Annotated in this window: 16 protein-coding genes; 9 read left to right on the forward strand and 7 right to left on the reverse strand. The window is 61.2% G+C overall.

Going from position 1 to position 14,999, the window contains the following annotated elements:
- A partial coding sequence (locus ACRXB1_RS14580; protein WP_449492383.1) for a TolC family protein occupies positions 1-659 on the forward strand: 659 nt, incomplete at its 5' end.
- Positions 660-762: 103 nt separating this feature from the next.
- On the forward strand, positions 763-1,083 hold the full coding sequence (locus ACRXB1_RS14585) for a YnfA family protein (protein ID WP_062002576.1): 321 nt from the start codon (positions 763-765) through the stop codon (positions 1,081-1,083).
- 27 nt (positions 1,084-1,110) lie between these two features.
- Here the strand turns inward: ACRXB1_RS14585 and ACRXB1_RS14590 are convergent, their stop codons facing one another.
- Entirely contained in the window at positions 1,111-2,136 is a 1,026-nt protein-coding gene (locus ACRXB1_RS14590) for a DUF2891 domain-containing protein (RefSeq protein ID WP_449492384.1), read from the reverse strand.
- A 428-nt stretch (positions 2,137-2,564) separates the two neighbouring features.
- Between ACRXB1_RS14590 and ACRXB1_RS14595 the strand changes: the two genes are divergently transcribed.
- Positions 2,565-3,860 (forward strand): MFS family transporter, encoded by a 1,296-nt coding sequence (locus ACRXB1_RS14595; protein WP_062002578.1) that lies wholly within the window; start codon positions 2,565-2,567, stop codon positions 3,858-3,860.
- 53 nt (positions 3,861-3,913) lie between these two features.
- Here the strand turns inward: ACRXB1_RS14595 and ACRXB1_RS14600 are convergent, their stop codons facing one another.
- Entirely contained in the window at positions 3,914-5,257 is a 1,344-nt protein-coding gene (locus ACRXB1_RS14600) for a type II toxin-antitoxin system HipA family toxin (protein WP_449492385.1), read from the reverse strand.
- Positions 5,257-5,517: a helix-turn-helix domain-containing protein gene (locus ACRXB1_RS14605; RefSeq protein WP_449492386.1), complete on the reverse strand. Its 261-nt coding sequence runs from the start codon at positions 5,515-5,517 to the stop codon at positions 5,257-5,259. Before ACRXB1_RS14605 ends, ACRXB1_RS14600 begins: the two co-directional genes overlap by 1 nt.
- 397 nt (positions 5,518-5,914) lie before the next feature.
- Between ACRXB1_RS14605 and ACRXB1_RS14610 the strand changes: the two genes are divergently transcribed.
- A complete protein-coding gene (locus ACRXB1_RS14610; protein WP_062172334.1) occupies positions 5,915-6,571 on the forward strand; it encodes a hypothetical protein in 657 nt (218 codons plus the stop codon).
- On the opposite strand, the gene ACRXB1_RS14615 is transcribed toward ACRXB1_RS14610, so the two are convergent.
- Positions 6,568-6,738, reverse strand: coding sequence for a hypothetical protein (locus tag ACRXB1_RS14615; protein WP_172812017.1), 171 nt, complete (start codon positions 6,736-6,738; stop codon positions 6,568-6,570). The genes ACRXB1_RS14610 and ACRXB1_RS14615 overlap by 4 nt on opposite strands.
- A 32-nt stretch (positions 6,739-6,770) precedes the next feature.
- The gene (locus ACRXB1_RS14620; RefSeq protein ID WP_449492387.1) at positions 6,771-7,844 is read right to left on the reverse strand and encodes an AraC family transcriptional regulator; all 1,074 of its coding nucleotides are present in this window, start codon (positions 7,842-7,844) and stop codon (positions 6,771-6,773) included.
- A gap of 135 nt (positions 7,845-7,979) precedes the next feature.
- Here ACRXB1_RS14620 and ACRXB1_RS14625 point away from each other — a divergent pair, with 135 nt between their 5' ends.
- Positions 7,980-9,113 (forward strand): acyl-CoA dehydrogenase family protein, encoded by a 1,134-nt coding sequence (locus ACRXB1_RS14625; protein ID WP_449492391.1) that lies wholly within the window; start codon positions 7,980-7,982, stop codon positions 9,111-9,113.
- A 142-nt stretch (positions 9,114-9,255) separates the two neighbouring features.
- On the opposite strand, the gene ACRXB1_RS14630 is transcribed toward ACRXB1_RS14625, so the two are convergent.
- A complete protein-coding gene (locus ACRXB1_RS14630) occupies positions 9,256-9,567 on the reverse strand; it encodes a DUF4148 domain-containing protein (RefSeq protein WP_062172335.1) in 312 nt (103 codons plus the stop codon).
- 326 nt (positions 9,568-9,893) lie between these two features.
- On the opposite strand from ACRXB1_RS14630, the gene ACRXB1_RS14635 reads away from it, so the two are divergent.
- Entirely contained in the window at positions 9,894-11,000 is a 1,107-nt protein-coding gene (locus tag ACRXB1_RS14635) for an alkene reductase (RefSeq protein WP_449492388.1), read from the forward strand.
- Between the two features lie 7 nt (positions 11,001-11,007).
- Here the strand turns inward: ACRXB1_RS14635 and ACRXB1_RS14640 are convergent, their stop codons facing one another.
- A complete protein-coding gene (locus tag ACRXB1_RS14640; RefSeq protein WP_449492389.1) occupies positions 11,008-11,928 on the reverse strand; it encodes a LysR family transcriptional regulator in 921 nt (306 codons plus the stop codon).
- Positions 11,929-12,134: 206 nt separating this feature from the next.
- On the opposite strand from ACRXB1_RS14640, the gene ACRXB1_RS14645 reads away from it, so the two are divergent.
- The 3 genes from ACRXB1_RS14645 (at position 12,135) to ACRXB1_RS14655 (ending at position 14,685) form a co-directional block, all read left to right on the forward strand.
- On the forward strand, positions 12,135-12,512 hold the full coding sequence (locus ACRXB1_RS14645; RefSeq protein WP_056362449.1) for a DUF427 domain-containing protein: 378 nt from the start codon (positions 12,135-12,137) through the stop codon (positions 12,510-12,512).
- A 158-nt stretch (positions 12,513-12,670) separates the two neighbouring features.
- Positions 12,671-14,005 (forward strand): LLM class flavin-dependent oxidoreductase, encoded by a 1,335-nt coding sequence (locus ACRXB1_RS14650; protein ID WP_449492390.1) that lies wholly within the window; start codon positions 12,671-12,673, stop codon positions 14,003-14,005.
- A gap of 110 nt (positions 14,006-14,115) precedes the next feature.
- Positions 14,116-14,685, forward strand: coding sequence for a TetR/AcrR family transcriptional regulator (locus ACRXB1_RS14655; RefSeq protein WP_062172340.1), 570 nt, complete (start codon positions 14,116-14,118; stop codon positions 14,683-14,685).
- Positions 14,686-14,999 lie beyond the last annotated feature (314 nt).

Here is a 14,999-nt window from a genome sequence, read left to right on the forward strand (position 1 = left end):
TCAATTCCACGACACGATCCAAGCCCGGCAAGCTGGTGCTCAGCCTGCGCGGCGTTTCGAAAAACTTCGGGGCGGTCTCCGCACTGACCGACATTGAACTCGATGGGGATATTCGTCGCGCGGAAAGCGATCTGCATTCGGCCACGGCCGAAGTCGGCGTGGCGGTCGCGCAGATGTACCCGGATATCTCGTTGACGGGCAGCGTCGGGACGCGTGCCACGCGCGCGCGTTATCTCGCGCACTGGTCGAGTCTTTTCTATTCGGTGGGCCCGAGCATTTCCCTGCCGATCTTCGAGGGCGGCGCGCTGCGGGCGAACGTGCGGATCGCGAAATCGCAAGCCGCGGAGGCGGCGCTGCAATACCGGTCGACCGTGCTGAAGGCGCTGCAGGACGTGGATAATTCGCTGGTCTCATATAGGACCGATCAGGACCGGCGCGAGGCTCTCACGCGAACCGTGGAGGCAAACCGCATCAGCCTGCAGCTCGCAACCGACAGCTACAGGAAAGGGCTCGTGACGTTCATCACGGTTCTCGATGCCGAACGGCAACTCGCCTCCACGCGCCAGCAACTCGCGCAATCGACGGTCAGCGTGACGACCGATCTGATCGCGGTGTACAAGGCGCTCGGCGGGGGATGGGACGAGGGCGCAACGGGCTGAAGCTGCGTTTGCCTCGGCGATTGCGCTTGCGAATTCGCTTGCATTGGGCGGCGTGGTGAGTTCTGCTGTGGGTCCTTTGCACGCTCGCTTAACTGCTTCCGTCATGAAGACCATCCTGCTTTATGTGCTCACCGCGATCGCCGAGATTGTCGGCTGTTATCTTCCGTATCGATGGCTGAAGGAGGGCGGCTCGCCATGGCTCCTCGTGCCCGGCGCGCTATCGCTGGCACTCTTCGCGTGGCTGCTCACGCTGCATGCAAGCGCGGCCGGACGTGTGTATGCGGCCTATGGCGGCGTGTATATCGCGGTGGCGATCATGTGGCTGTGGGCCGTTGAACGGATCCGGCCGTCGAGCTGGGACTGGGCCGGGATGGCGATCGCGCTGGTCGGCATGAGCGTAATCGCATTCCAGCCGCGTGGTTGAAGCTTTGCGCTTCGGGCTTACAAAGCTTCAGGCTTCCAGCGCCAGCAGCGCGAAGGTCGCAAGCCAGTGTTCGCCCATGTAGTCGCCGGCCACGTGCGCGAGTCCCGCCGCAAGGTGGTCATGGGCCGTGGCTTCGAGCGCGCTGATCCGGGCATCGCCGGGTTTCAGTGAACGTGCGAGCGAGCGCTGGCACCACGCGCGGCTCAGATTCAAGCCATCGAGGTGCGCCAGCTTGCCGTCGCTTCTGTCCGTGACCGTTGCGGGCGTGAAAAGCGTCGCGGGTTCGCGCGCGGCAAGCCGTGGCAGGAAGCGGTCGAACCATCCATCGAACTCGGCCGGCGGCAGCACGCGCCGCATCAACTCGGCTTCAATCAGCGACGAAGACAGGAACTCATCGCCGGCTGGTTCCCACGCCTGGCAAGCGGCATCGTTCAAGTACCAGCGACGGGCGGTATCGATGATCAATGTCTCGAACGCCGCGTTGCCAACCTGGCGCGCATACCCCACTGACAATGTCAGCGCAAACGCCGTATTGAAGTGCGTACCCACGCGCAGCGGATACGTGGACTTCGGCAGGAACTCCGTAAAGCGATCCACGAAGGCCGACGCGAGCGGCCTGAGCGTATTCGCCCAACGCTGGCCGTCCGGCGTTTTCATCGATTCAAGCTGTCCGGCGAGCGCGAGCAGCCATGCCCAGCCGTAAGGACGCTCGAAGCCGCGCGCCTCCGGACGTTCCAGATACGCGACTTCGGCGGCGACGTTGGCGGCCGTGAAATGGTCGTCGATCAACGCGCGGATTCGCGATGCTTCCGGAAAATCCGGAAACCGGTCGATCAGCCGTGCAATCAGCCAGTAACCGTGAACGCAGGAGTGCCAGTCGAAGCTGCCATAGAAGATAGGATGCAGCGCACGCGGACCTTTGACATCGGCGGCGCTGCCCATCACGTGTTCGAGTTTGTTCGGATATTCGCGCGTGAGGTGGCCAAGCGCGAGCGCCGCAAATTTGGATGCAAGGGCGGCGTCGAGCGTCGGGTTCGATGACTGCGGGTTCATTGCGGTTCTCCAGAAAAATCGAGCGTCCGCAATTATGGCAATAGTTGGGCTCGCCGTTTGCCTTGTCTTTTCGCCCGGTCAGGGTAATTACCAAGCGCTTGCAGAGCGCTTGTCTGTAAGCTTCGCTCGGGCGCGGCCGCACGTTCGAGTGACCGGCCGGTAACCGTTGATATGGCTGCAATCCTTGCTGCGAAAGGCACCTGCGTGAAGCGGATCATGACAACCGTCTTGTGTCTTGAATCTGACTGTAAGCACAAAAACGGGTAACTGTCATCACGCGCCAAGCCGTGCCGTGTCGTATAAACTTGCGCCCGAACGCCCCTGGCTTACGCAGGCGTCATCTTTTCCACCGGCACCCGACCGGTTCAAGAGCGGCCACGAGCCGCCGTTTTCCGCTGTTTTCATTACGCGACAGGAGTCCAATCAGCATGGCCGAACTAGCCCTCTCCAAATCCGCGGATACCCGGCGCCGCGTTCTCGCGATCGTCGGTGCGTCGTCGGGGAACCTCGTCGAGTGGTTCGACTTTTATATCTACTCGTTCCTCGCGCTGTACTTTGCGCCGGCGTTTTTCCCGAGCGGCAATCCGACCACGCAGTTGCTCAACACGGCCGGCGTATTCGCGGCGGGCTTCTTGATGCGGCCAATCGGCGGCTGGATGTTCGGCCGTATCGCCGACAAACACGGCCGTCGCACCTCCATGATGATCTCGGTTTTGATGATGTGCGCGGGCTCGCTTGTCATCTGTTTCCTGCCTACCTATTCGAGCATCGGCGCATGGGCGCCATTTTTCCTGCTGATCGCGCGGCTGTTCCAGGGTTTGTCGGTGGGTGGCGAATACGGCACGAGCGCTACTTATATGAGTGAAGTGGCGCTGCAGGGACGACGGGGGTTTTTCGCGTCATTCCAGTATGTGACGCTGATTGGCGGACAGCTCGCAGCGTTGCTGGTGCTTGTCGTCTTGCAACAAGTGCTGAGCACGGATGAGCTGAAGGCATGGGGATGGCGCATTCCGTTTGGCATTGGCGCGCTTGCGGCACTCGTCTCGCTGTACTTGCGCAAATCACTCGATGAAACCACGACCGCCGAAAGCCGCAAGCTCAAAGAGGCCGGCACGCTGCGCGGCCTGATGCAGCACAAGACCGCATTTTTGACCGTGCTGGGATTCACAGCGGGCGGGTCGCTGATCTTCTACACGTTCACCACTTACATGCAGAAGTATCTGGTGAACACAGCCGGCATGCACGCCAAGACAGCGAGCAACGTCATGACCGCTGCGCTCTTCGTCTACATGATCATGCAGCCGGCGTTCGGCGCGCTGTCGGACCGGATCGGCCGGCGTACATCGATGATCTGGTTCGGCGTGCTTGCGACCATCTGCACCGTGCCCATCCTGCATGCGCTGAAGGATGTCACGAGCCCGATCGTGGCGTTCGTGCTGGTCGTGGTCGCATTGGCTATCGTGAGTCTCTACACATCGATCAGCGGATTGATCAAGGCCGAAATGTTCCCCGCCGAAGTGCGTGCGCTGGGCGTGGGTTTGTCGTATGCGGTGGCCAACGCCGTGTTCGGCGGCTCGGCCGAGTACGTGGCGCTGTTCCTCAAGTCCATTGGCAGCGAGTCGACGTTCTATTGGTATGTGACGGCGCTGTGCGCGATTGCGGGGATTGTCTCGTTCCGCATGCGCGATTCAGCTAAAGAAGGTTATCTGCGCGACGTGCCTTGATCACCGGGTAACGAGCCGGATAATGGGCAGCAGGACCTTCGGGTCCTGCTTTTTTATTTGTCCGGCATCGCTTCGAGCGCGGCGACGGTCTTGCGAAGTCCATCGAATATGCGGTCCGAGACTTTTGCCGGAAAATCGTCCGGCAATTGCGCCGCCACTTGCTCGATCACGCGCGGCGTGTCTGCAATCAGACGCTGGATGATCGGTTCTGCAGTATTGCCGTACGAACACCTCGGCGCCATGGCGTTGAAGTGCCGGCGCTGGATATCGCGAAACGCATAATGACGATGCTTGCCGGCAATGGCCATCGCGAGTTTCGCCTTGAACCACGACCACTGGCTTGCGCCTTTGCCCTCCACGGGCCAGATCGACATGACATCGTAGAGCGGCGTCAGCCTGAACTGGCCGCGCGGCAGGATCCGGATGCTGAAGTTTTTCGCGTGGCCATCGGGCGCGGCAAGCAGCCAGAACAGAATCTGCGCGGTCAGCAAGGTTTCGACGTCGTCGCTTGCCTCGTTGGATTGCTGAAGCACGCGGGCCAGATCGATCACGCCCGGACCGCCTTCGTTTTCATATTTCTTGTGCGACGGCAGCCCCATCACCTGGCAGAAATCTTCTTGCGGCAAACGCAAAAGCCACTTGCCGCTCGAATGCATCTGGCGATCGAAACGCTTCACGCTCAGCACGCGTTGCTTGCCGAACGTCTCGATGCTCGTCTCCGCCACCGGCAAACCATAGGCGCGCAGCAGATGCATGCAGAGCCATTCGTTCTCCACTGACGTAGTCAGATCCGCGCGCCGGTTTCCGACCAGACCGAGCGGAAGTTTCAGGATGTGCGTAGTGGGCGTCGCGCCGTGGGGTTTCATCCATTGGCCGTCGTGCCAGAGCAGCGCGGTTTTTTCCTGCGCGCCGGCGAGCGAGATGCGGAAGTCATCTTCGTCATCCTGAGCACCGAAACCGAAGTTGCCGCCCGTCTGGGTCAGCAAGGTCTCGATTTCGCGCGCGGAGAGCGGCGTTCCGTCGATTTGCTGCACACCCGCCGGTTCTTCATCGATACCCAGAAGCTGGACCGCGCCCACGCAATCGCGGCCGATCGCCTGCAACAGGTCGAAGGTATCGAGTGTCTCGGTCCGGAAGCGCCGGCCGATGCGCTGGCGGATGGCTTCACTGTCGGGCAGCAGGTTATCGAAGTAGTTCACCACGCGCTCGCCTTTGAGCGGGGCGTTGTCGAGCGGAATGGGAAGCGACAGCGACAACGGCCGCCCGATGTCGGAAACCGCCCACGCGGCGTCGTACTCGAACTCCATGGGTCCGCGATTGGGAATTTGCCAGACGCCCATGCGCACACCGTTAGCCCATACGGACAACGCGCGGGAATGCGATTTGCGCCCGGTCATCACCATTCCGGTGTTGATTCCTGGGTGATTTCGACCGTGGCGTCGCCCCGGTTTTCGACCTGCAATTGCAGGCCGTATGCGCCGAAAAGCGCCAGCAACTGGTTGAGGGTCAACGCGCTGGAGTCGGCTTCGAGCGTCGAGATACGGCTTTGGCTCACCCCTATCCGGATGGCAGCTTCAGCCTGTGTAAGGCCAGCGCGCCGCCGTCCTGCTGCAAGGATTTCGCCCATTTGATGGGAGGTAGCAATAGGCTGCCGCATGGCGATTTATCTGTGACACGAATAAAGGCATTTTATTCGTGTAGCGAATATTTGTCAAATATGCGTGTGGCGAATAGACGCCCATTATCTGCTACACGAATAATTTTCATTTATTCGTTTGGCAGATATCGGCTTGCCAGAGCAGGCGGGGTGGGTCTGAAAGCGAAAAACCCGTCAAATTGACCGATTTTTTCCACCGCTGCGGGTTTTCACGCTTCTTCAGACAAAACGCACAATAATGAGATGACGGTAAGATGCGGTCAGATGCCCACAGGCGACGCCATTGCTTACATTTTCGGCAGCGTCGCTGCAATGACGGGCTCGCCAGGACCCGAGCGTCGAGCGCATGTGCCCCGCTGCGCGACGCTTGCGAGTCCGTCTGCTTGGAGACTAGCCCATGGAAGATTTCGATGAAACGTTGTATGTAGTATGGCGGAGCAACCTGAACGTGCTCGCGGGATCGCCGGCGGGCGGCGCGAGGATTGCGCGCATGATGAGTTTTTCGCCGTCGCATATGAAGCTGATTCTGGCCGGACGACGCGACTTCAGCGAAGAATTTATCCGCGGCGTGGAAACGGTAACTGGCCTGCCGCCGCGCTGGATGGACGACCGTCACGACGGACGCGACATTCCGCCTGAAACGCAGCGCGCGATGGATGAGGAAGCGCCGGCGGCGGTCTTTCGCGGCAATGCCCACCCAGCGCCCAAACGGCCGGTGTTACGCGGGCCTGAACCGCTGCTGTCGCAGACGGAAGCCACACGGCGCATCGCCGACCAGGCGCTGCAGCAAGGCGAGACGCTGCGTCGCGACCAGATATTCCGGCGCAACCGTGATTTGCTGCTGACCGATCTGCGTCGCGTGGAGCGGCAATTGTCGATGGTGCAGCTCGACAGCATCAATGCGCGCGCGGAGGATATGGGTGCATCGGGCAAGCTTGACGGGCCCGTGCGCGCCGATCTCGCAGGGCGTATCGAACAGATCGACAAACATCGGGCCATGCTGATGCAGCACGTTGAAAAACTCGCGACCTTGCTGACCAGTCTGGAAGATTAGCCTGGCAGCTTTTTACGCAACTCGGCTTCGGGCTCGAACGAGATGGCGACCGGGTCGCTTGCAGGGAAGCTTTCGTCCAGTGCTTCGTCGAGGGCAGACTCGACGTGTTCGGCCTCCACGGACGCGGGCTCCGACTTTTGAGGCGGCTTGGCTTTCGATTTCGGCATGGCGGCTCCTTGAGTGAACCAGCAGGTTTTCACTATAGCGGTTCTGTCATGCCTCGCACGACCCGATAAGCCGCCGGCCGCACGCCTGTCCATTTCCTGAACGCGCGATGAAACGCGCTGGGCTCGGCGAACCCCAGCGCATGCGCGATTTCCGCAATGGTCTCGGTGGTATCGGCAAGGCGCGCGATGGCGATGTCACGGCGCAGTGCATCGCGAATGGCCTGGTAGGTCACACCTTCCTGCTTGAGACGCCGGCGCAGCGTGGCTTCTGCCATGTTCAACGCCGTGGCGAGCTGCTCGCTGCCCGGCCATTCGGCGGGCGGCATCTGCCGCAACTTGCGGCGGACCTGTGCGGCCAGTGAATCCACGTTGCGATACTTCACGATGAAATTTGCCGGCGCTGCCCGCAGAAACACCTTGAGCGAGGCGCCGGTCTGGACCACCGGCAAGCGCGCAAAATCCGGCGCGAGATCCACATACGATGCCGATTGCCCAAAGCGCATGTCGTCGCAGAACATCAGCCGGTATTCGGCGGCGGCGCGCGGCTCGGGACAGCGCAGATGCGCCGCCAGCACCGGAATACGCCTGCCCACGAGCCAGCACAACAAACCGTAGATCATGATGAACGCGGTCGCATAGGCGAACATCGGGTGCGGGGCGTCGGCGTCAGTATCTGCAAGCCGGATTCGTACGCGCGTGGCGCAGACCTCGAATTCGCATCGCAGGTCGTCCAGCACCAGCCGCAGGAAACCGGCAATGCGGGTGAGCGCCTGGGCGCCATCGCGTGAGCCGATCGCGGCGTGACAGAGCAGTGCGAAACTGCCGCGGCGCATCGGGTGGCTGTCCTGGCCGAAGAATTCGTCGTCGAGAGCGTCCGCAATCGCGCTCCATAAACGCCCGTATTGCGCTGCCGACACGCGCGCAAGCGGCGCTGCCAGCGATGCAGTGTGAATACCCGCTTGCTCGAGCAGGACATCGCGCCCGATGCCGCCACGCTCGGCGCAACGCAGCGCTTCTTCGACGAGATCGACTGCGATCGTCCCGCGTTCATCTTGTTTGCCGCTGGCTGTTTTCAGCCGGGGTCTGTCCACAGTTCGGGTAGTCACTAGGTGGCGGAATCGCTCAGGAAGCTTGATCGTTTCAGGCATCGCCGAAGCGGATTGCAGCGCCTACACTCCGGTTCGATGGCGCATTTTAAACCCGCGCCTCTTCAAGTATTCCACACGAGCCAGACCGCCATGATCGACAGCTTCCTGACTGATGACCAACGCATGATCCGCGACGCCGCGCGCGACTTTGCCACCGAAGTGCTCGCGCCACACGCAGGCGAATGGGACCGCGCCGCCCGATTACCCGACGCAGTCGTGCGGCAACTCGGCGAGCTCGGCCTGCTCGGCATGATCGTGCCGGCGGAGTGGGGCGGCACGTTCAGCGACTACGTGGCGTACGCGCTGGCTATCGAAGAAATCGCGGCGGGATGCGCGTCGTGCTCGACGTTGATGGCCGTGCACAACTCGGTGGGTTGCGGTCCGATACTCGCGTTCGGCACCGAGGCGCAGAAAGCCGAATATCTGCCGAAACTGGCGACGGGCGAGATCATCGGCGCGTTTTGCCTGACCGAGCCGCAGGCCGGATCGGAGGCGAACAATCTGAAGACCCGCGCGGTGGAACGCGACGGCCAATGGGTGATATCAGGCGCGAAGCAGTTCACGACCAACGGCGCGTGTGCCGGCATGGCGATTGTCTTCGCGATGACTGATCCGGAACTTGGCAAGAAGGGCATATCGGCGTTCATCGTGCCGACGAACACGCCGGGCTTCAACGTCGGGCGGCCCGAACACAAGATGGGCATTCGCGCTTCCGATACCTGCCCGATAACCCTCGATGACTGCACGATCCCCGCAGCCAACCTGCTGGGTGCGCGCGGCGAGGGTTTGAAGATTGCGCTGGCGAACCTGGAGGGCGGACGCATCGGCATCGCGGCGCAGGCGGTGGGCATCGCGCGGGCCGCGTTCGACGCCGCGCGCGCTTACTCGCATGATCGCGTGCAGTTCGGCAAGCCGATCAAGGAACATCAGTCGGTCGCCAATCTTCTCGCCGATATGCAGACCAACCTGAACGCCGCGCGTTTGCTGGTGCTGCATGCAGCCCGCATGCGTACCGAGGGTTTGCCGTGTCTGAGCGAGGCGTCGCAGGCGAAGCTGTTTGCATCGGAAATGGCGGAGCGCGTCTGCTCGCAAGCCATCCAGATCCATGGTGGTTATGGGTACCTGGAGGACTATCCGGTGGAACGTCATTATCGCGATGCGCGTATCACGCAGATCTACGAAGGCACGAGCGAAGTGCAGCGCATGGTGATTGCGCGCCAGCTTTGAGTGGCTGAGAATTCATAAGCGGGTTTGGTGATTCCGCTCCCGCAAAGGCTCACCCTTTCTCACGTCCCGATCAAAAAGAAAACCCCGCGCCGTAACTGCCGCGGGGTTTTTCTACTGCTTACCGATCAACGACTTCCAGCAATTACGGACGGTTGTAATCAACCCCACCGCCTACCGATGCAGCCGGTGCGCCCGACGCCGACGTACCGCTCACCGACGATCCATAGCTGCTTTGCGCCACGCCGTCTCGCGCAGAAACACGTTGCTCGGCGGCCTGGATGTTCGCCGGGTATTGGGTGCGATCCGATGCCGGGTTATAGCCGGCCTGTTCCAGTTGCACTAGCTCGCTGCGAACCTGCGCGCGAGTAACCGGGCTGTTGCTCTGCGCGAACGCGAAGCTCGGTGCGGCCAATGCTGATGCGATGACAACTGCGGGAATGAGTGCCTTGAACATGATGAACCTCCAATGGTTATCGACTACGAAGCTTGCGGTGTCGGCGTTCCGGTGGGCTGGAAGCTGATCGGCATCGCTTGTTTCGATCCGTGAAACGATCTTATTCCTCGGCGATCTAGGTATAAACCCTTAAATAGTAAATACACTGTTGTGATCCGACGAATAAAGCGATCCGGGCTTCAAAACGACCGCTTACATAGGCAGCGGCAAGCGTGCGGACGCGGCGCGTTTATGGGGAACCCCATTCCCCATCGGTGGATATACGCTTCATTCCGTCGCGGGAAGCATTGTTTCCTGCATCCACTGTTGAAGATCAGGAGGTCGCCATGTCCAAGCTTTTTTCGCCGTCCAAACTCGGCCGTTATGAACTCAAGCATCGTGTCGTGCTCGCACCAATGACGCGATTGCGTTCGGACCCGGACGACAATCCGAGCGAGATGATGGTCGAGTACTACAGCCAGCGTGCATCAGAAGGGGCGCTGATGATCACCGAGTCGTCGCACGTGATGAAGAGCGGCCGCGGTTACGCTGGCGGCCCGGGGATCTACGACGATCACCATATCCAAGCCTGGAAAAAGATCGCCGACGCGGTACACGCAAAAGGCGCGCGCATCTTCATGCAGCTCGTTCACGATGGCCGCCAGTCCCACGTCGACCTGACCGGCGGTTCGCCGCCGATAGCGCCGTCCGAAGTACCGTTCGAAGGACTCGCGATGACGCAGGACGGCTGGGTGCCGGTATCGATGCATCGTGCGGTGGGTATCGATGAAATCCCGGGACTTGTCGAAGCTTTTCGCCAGGGTGCGGAGCGTGCGCGCGCAGCGGGGTTCGACGGCGTCGAGATTCATAGCGCGAACGGTTATCTCATCGATACATTCCTGCAGGACGGCACCAACAAACGCACGGATGCCTACGGCGGTTCAGTCGAAAACCGCGCGCGCTTCCTGCTGGAACTGACCGAGGCGGTGAGCTCGGTGTGGGGCGCGGATCGTGTGGGCGTGCGTGTATCGCCCAGTGGTCAGTGGGGTGAAATCTCCGACAGCAACCCGGAAGCGACTTTCGGTTACGTCGCCGAACAACTGAACCGCTTCGGGCTGGCGTATCTGCATATCATCGAACCGCGTGTGAAGGGCGTCGAGACACTGCATGAGGATCAGGCGCCGGTCGCGTCCGTGTTCCTGCGCAAGATCTTCAAAGGGCCGATCATCGCGGCGGGCGGTTTTGATCGTGATGGCGCAGAAGCGATCCTGCAAAAAGGCGACGCAGATTTCGTTGCGTTCGGGCGCTGGTTTGCATCGAATCCGGATTTGCCCAAACGGCTCAAGGACAACTTGCCGTTGAACGACTACGACCGTTCGGCGTTCTGGGGTGGCACGGAGAAGGGCTACACCGACTATCCGTTTTACAGCGAAGAGGCCATGGCCTGCGCGTGAGCATGGATCACGGGGCGAGATCGCGATCCCATGGGGCGATTTCGCCCCAGGTCCGGGTCAGCAAATCGATGAAGATCCGCACCTTCGGTGAGAGATGCCTGCGTGTCGGATACACCGCGCGGATAGGTTGGGTCTCGGGCTGGAGTTCGCGCAGCATGGGTACGAGCTTGCCTGCGCGTACGTTGTCTTCGAGCAGGTAGGTCGGCATGTTGATGATGCCGAAACCGTGCACGGCGGCCGCGACCAAAGCTTCTGCGCTGTCCATTTGCAGGCGCGTCGCGTGGCTCACTTCGTTCGTGGCGGGATCGTTGAACGTCCAGGGTTGCGGCCGTCCCGCGCTCATGAAAAACAGGCACTCGTGGCCAAGGAGATCGCCGGGCGTTTTCGGCGTACCGTGCGCCTTCACGTAGTCCGGCGATGCGCACGTCAGCAAGCGCTGCTGCGCGACCGTGCGGGCAATCAGACGTGAGTCGGGACGCGGATCGCCGATGCGCAACGCAATGTCGATTCCTTCATCGATCAGGTCGACGAACCGGTCCGTGAAGCTCACTTCGGCGCGCAGATCGGGCCATGTCTGCAGGAACGATTCGATGACCGGCATCACATGCCGATGTCCCAGGCCCGAAGGCACGCTGAGCTTCAACACACCGGTGGGCTTCGCGCTGCGTACGGCCATTGCGAGTTCGGTTTCCTCGAGGTCATCCAGTATCTGCGTGCAACGCGAAAAGAACACCTCGCCGTCATCGGTGAGGCTCAGGCTGCGTGGCGTGCGGTTGAGGAGACGCACGTTCAGGCGCTGCTCGAGACGCACGATGCTTTTGCCCACTGCCGAGCGCGTGAGCCCGAGCTGCTTTGCGGCGATCGTGAAGCTTCCCGCCTTCACCACGGCGACGAACATGGCGATATCGTTGATATTTCCGAGTGCCATGGGGCGAAGCTCCAGAGGATGGATTGCGCGAAGCCGGACAGCGTTTGAGCTGCGCCATTGTATTTTGATTCACCGGGGGCGGGGCTACGGGACGATCCAACCCGCATGCAACCCGCATGCAGCAGCCCGTACACGGCAGAAAAATCCGCTTTCCGATACGCTGCAACACGCGGCATCACCTAACCCGCAGTCCAGGAGCAGAAGCCATGACGAAGACAGTGAAGATTCCAGGGCCCGATCATCCGATTACGATCGAGCCGAATCCGTCGCGCATCACGGTGTCCATCGGCGGGCGCGTACTCGCCGATACCCGTGAAGCCCTTACCGTGCGCGAAGCGTCGTATCCGCCGGTCTATTACATTCCTCGCAAGGACGTCGACATGTCCTTGCTCGAACGCACGGACCATGCAACGTACTGCCCTTACAAAGGCGAATGTTCGTACTACAGCATCCCGCTTGGCGGCGAGCGTTCGGCGAATGCGGTGTGGACTTACGAGGACACGTATCCGGCGGTGGCGGAGATCAAGGGTCATCTTGCGTTCTATCAGGATCGTGTCGATGCATTCGAAGTGCATGCCGCCTGATCGTGGCCGGCGGCTTTTGCGTTGAACGCCGTTCGTGCACGTTTTTGCCAGCCGACGTATTTTACGGATGGTGATCGTCCATGAACCATGTGCCTGCCTCTCTTGAACAAAAGACAAAAGACGCAGGGGCTTCTCAATCAACGCTCGAGCGGAGCTTTATGACCACGCAACGTCGCTTGCGGCTGGGCGCTTTCATGCGCCCGGCCACCATTCACACCGGGGCGTGGCGTTACCCCGGCGCCTTCCCCGATGCCAACTTCAATTTCGCGCATCTCAAGCGCTTCGCGCAGACGCTGGAACGCGGGCGTTTCGACGCGTTTTTCATGGCCGATCATCTCGCGGTGCTCAACATGCCTACCCAGGCATTGAGGCGAAGCCACACGGCGACCTCGTTCGAACCGCTCACGTTGCTCTCGGCGCTTGCCGCGGTGACCGAGCACATCGGATTGATTGCAACGGCGTCCACCACGTTCGAAGAGCCGTACCACGTAGCGCGGCGCTTTGCGTCGCTCGATCATTTGAGCGGCGGCCGCGCCGGCTGGAACCTGGTGACGACAGCGAATCCCGATGCCGCGCTCAACTTCGGACTGGACGAACACGTCGAACACGGCGAGCGCTACAAGCGAGGCCGCGAGTTTTTCGATGTCGTGACCGGACTCTGGGATAGCTGGGCCGACGACGCCTTTGTCCGCGATGTTGAAAGCGGCACTTTCTTCGATCCCGCGAAGATGCACGTGCTGAACCACAAGGGCGAGAGCCTCTCGGTGCGCGGCCCGCTCAACATCGCGCGGCCGGTGCAGGGGTGGCCGGTCATCGTGCAGGCGGGGTCATCGGAAGCGGGACGCCAGGTCGCGGCCGAAACCGCCGAAGCCGTCTTCGCCGCGCCGAAGACGCTCGCCGAAGGCCAGCGCTTTTATGCCGACGTCAAAGGCCGCATGGCGCGCCTTGGCCGCGATCCCGAACACCTGAAGATCCTGCCTGCCGCGTTCGTCGTGATCGGCGATTCGCTCGAGGAAGCGCAGGAAAAACGCGCGCTCCTCGATACCTTCGTGCACTACGACAGCGGTATTGCATCGCTTTGCATCATGCTCGGCCACGATGTCTCCGGCTTCGATCCCGATGGTCCGCTGCCCGAGATTCCCGAGACGAATGCGAGCAAGAGCAGCCGGGAACGCGTGATCGAATGGGCGGCGCGCGACAACCTCACGATTCGCCAGCTCGCGCAGCGCGTAGGCGGTTACTCGGGGCTTGAGATGGTGGGCACGCCCTCCATGATCGCCGACCAGATGGAGCAATGGCTCGTTGAAGGGGGCTCGGATGGTTTTAACGTGATGTTCCCGTACCTGCCCGGCGGCCTGGACGATTTCGTCGATAAAGTCGTGCCGGAACTGCAGTCTCGCGGCATTTTCCGGCGTGAATACGAAGGCCGAACGTTGCGGGAAAATCTCGGCCTGCCGCGGCCGGAAAACCGCTTTTTCAAAGCAGGGGCGTGAGGTGACAGGAACCGGTTGGAAGGCCGCGCGAAACTCCAGACAAGACAGCGTATAAAATCAATTCCCTGGGGCGCGTTTCCAGGCGCCCCGCCAAAGGACGAACGCAACTCATGGGACATTCACAAGCAGAGAAGGCGGCAACGCACCAGCGCATTGTCGAAGTGGCGGCGCGGCGCTTCAGGGAGCTTGGACTCGATGGTATCGGCGTCGCCGATGTGATGAAGGAAGCCGGCATGACCGTCGGCGGTTTCTACAAGCACTTCGAATCGCGCGACGAGCTGGTAACCGAAGCGCTCGACGTCGCGTTCGAAAGCCTTGACGCATGGGAAGCACGGGTCAAGTCTCTCGAGATGGGCGTGCGCGATTATCTGAGCGAAGCGCACCGGGATTCGCCAGGCAGGGGCTGTGCGCTGGGGGCGCTGCTGGGTGACGTCGCGCGCAGTAGCGACGCCACGCGCGACGTGTACACCGAGCGCGTCAAACACAACATCGGATTCTCGGAAAGTCTGCTCGATATTGCCGACCCCGCCGCACGCCGCGCTCGCGCCATTCTGCAATTCACTGCGTGCCTTGGCGCAATCGGGCTGGCGCGGGCGGTGTCGGACCCGGTTTTATCGAAGGAAATACTCGACAGCGTCGCGGGACAGCTCATTACCCTGCTTCCCGGGCCGCCGGCGTGACTTCATGCGCCTAAACCAGCGTTGTCGGTAGAAACTAGTGTTGAAGCGGTGCGGGCAATCCATTACATTCGACGCGTTGTCCAGATGTCGATCATCGGGCGTAAAACCGGATGATCCGCAAACCACTACAAAATGACGTTCCTTGGAGATTTACAATGAAAGCGATCGCACTGGTTTCCTTATCCGCGCTGTTGATGGCGGCATCCGGCCTGGCCATGGCCCAGAGCGGCGGCGGCAACGGCGCGGATAAGGAAACCAGTGCGATCGCTTTCATTGTAAATCTCCAAGGAACGTCATTTTGTAGTGGTTTGCGA

The sequence above is a fragment of the Caballeronia sp. M23-90 genome, assembly GCF_053574605.1.

Excerpts from the sequence above, each read along its gene's own strand:
- ACRXB1_RS14635 (WP_449492388.1), top strand. The coding sequence starts at position 9,894 with ATGTCCAAGCTTTTTTCGCCGTCCAAACTCGGCCGTTATGAACTCAAG.
- ACRXB1_RS14630 (WP_062172335.1), bottom strand. The coding sequence starts at position 9,567 with ATGTTCAAGGCACTCATTCCCGCAGTTGTCATCGCATCAGCATTGGCC.
- ACRXB1_RS14610 (WP_062172334.1), top strand. The coding sequence starts at position 5,915 with ATGGAAGATTTCGATGAAACGTTGTATGTAGTATGGCGGAGCAACCTG.
- ACRXB1_RS14640 (WP_449492389.1), bottom strand. The coding sequence starts at position 11,928 with ATGGCACTCGGAAATATCAACGATATCGCCATGTTCGTCGCCGTGGTG.
- ACRXB1_RS14650 (WP_449492390.1), top strand. The coding sequence starts at position 12,671 with ATGACCACGCAACGTCGCTTGCGGCTGGGCGCTTTCATGCGCCCGGCC.
- ACRXB1_RS14600 (WP_449492385.1), bottom strand. The coding sequence starts at position 5,257 with ATGACCGGGCGCAAATCGCATTCCCGCGCGTTGTCCGTATGGGCTAAC.
- ACRXB1_RS14585 (WP_062002576.1), top strand. The coding sequence starts at position 763 with ATGAAGACCATCCTGCTTTATGTGCTCACCGCGATCGCCGAGATTGTC.
- ACRXB1_RS14590 (WP_449492384.1), bottom strand. The coding sequence starts at position 2,136 with ATGAACCCGCAGTCATCGAACCCGACGCTCGACGCCGCCCTTGCATCC.
- ACRXB1_RS14605 (WP_449492386.1), bottom strand. The coding sequence starts at position 5,517 with ATGCGGCAGCCTATTGCTACCTCCCATCAAATGGGCGAAATCCTTGCA.
- ACRXB1_RS14655 (WP_062172340.1), top strand. The coding sequence starts at position 14,116 with ATGGGACATTCACAAGCAGAGAAGGCGGCAACGCACCAGCGCATTGTC.
- ACRXB1_RS14645 (WP_056362449.1), top strand. The coding sequence starts at position 12,135 with ATGACGAAGACAGTGAAGATTCCAGGGCCCGATCATCCGATTACGATC.
- ACRXB1_RS14595 (WP_062002578.1), top strand. The coding sequence starts at position 2,565 with ATGGCCGAACTAGCCCTCTCCAAATCCGCGGATACCCGGCGCCGCGTT.
- ACRXB1_RS14615 (WP_172812017.1), bottom strand. The coding sequence starts at position 6,738 with ATGCCGAAATCGAAAGCCAAGCCGCCTCAAAAGTCGGAGCCCGCGTCC.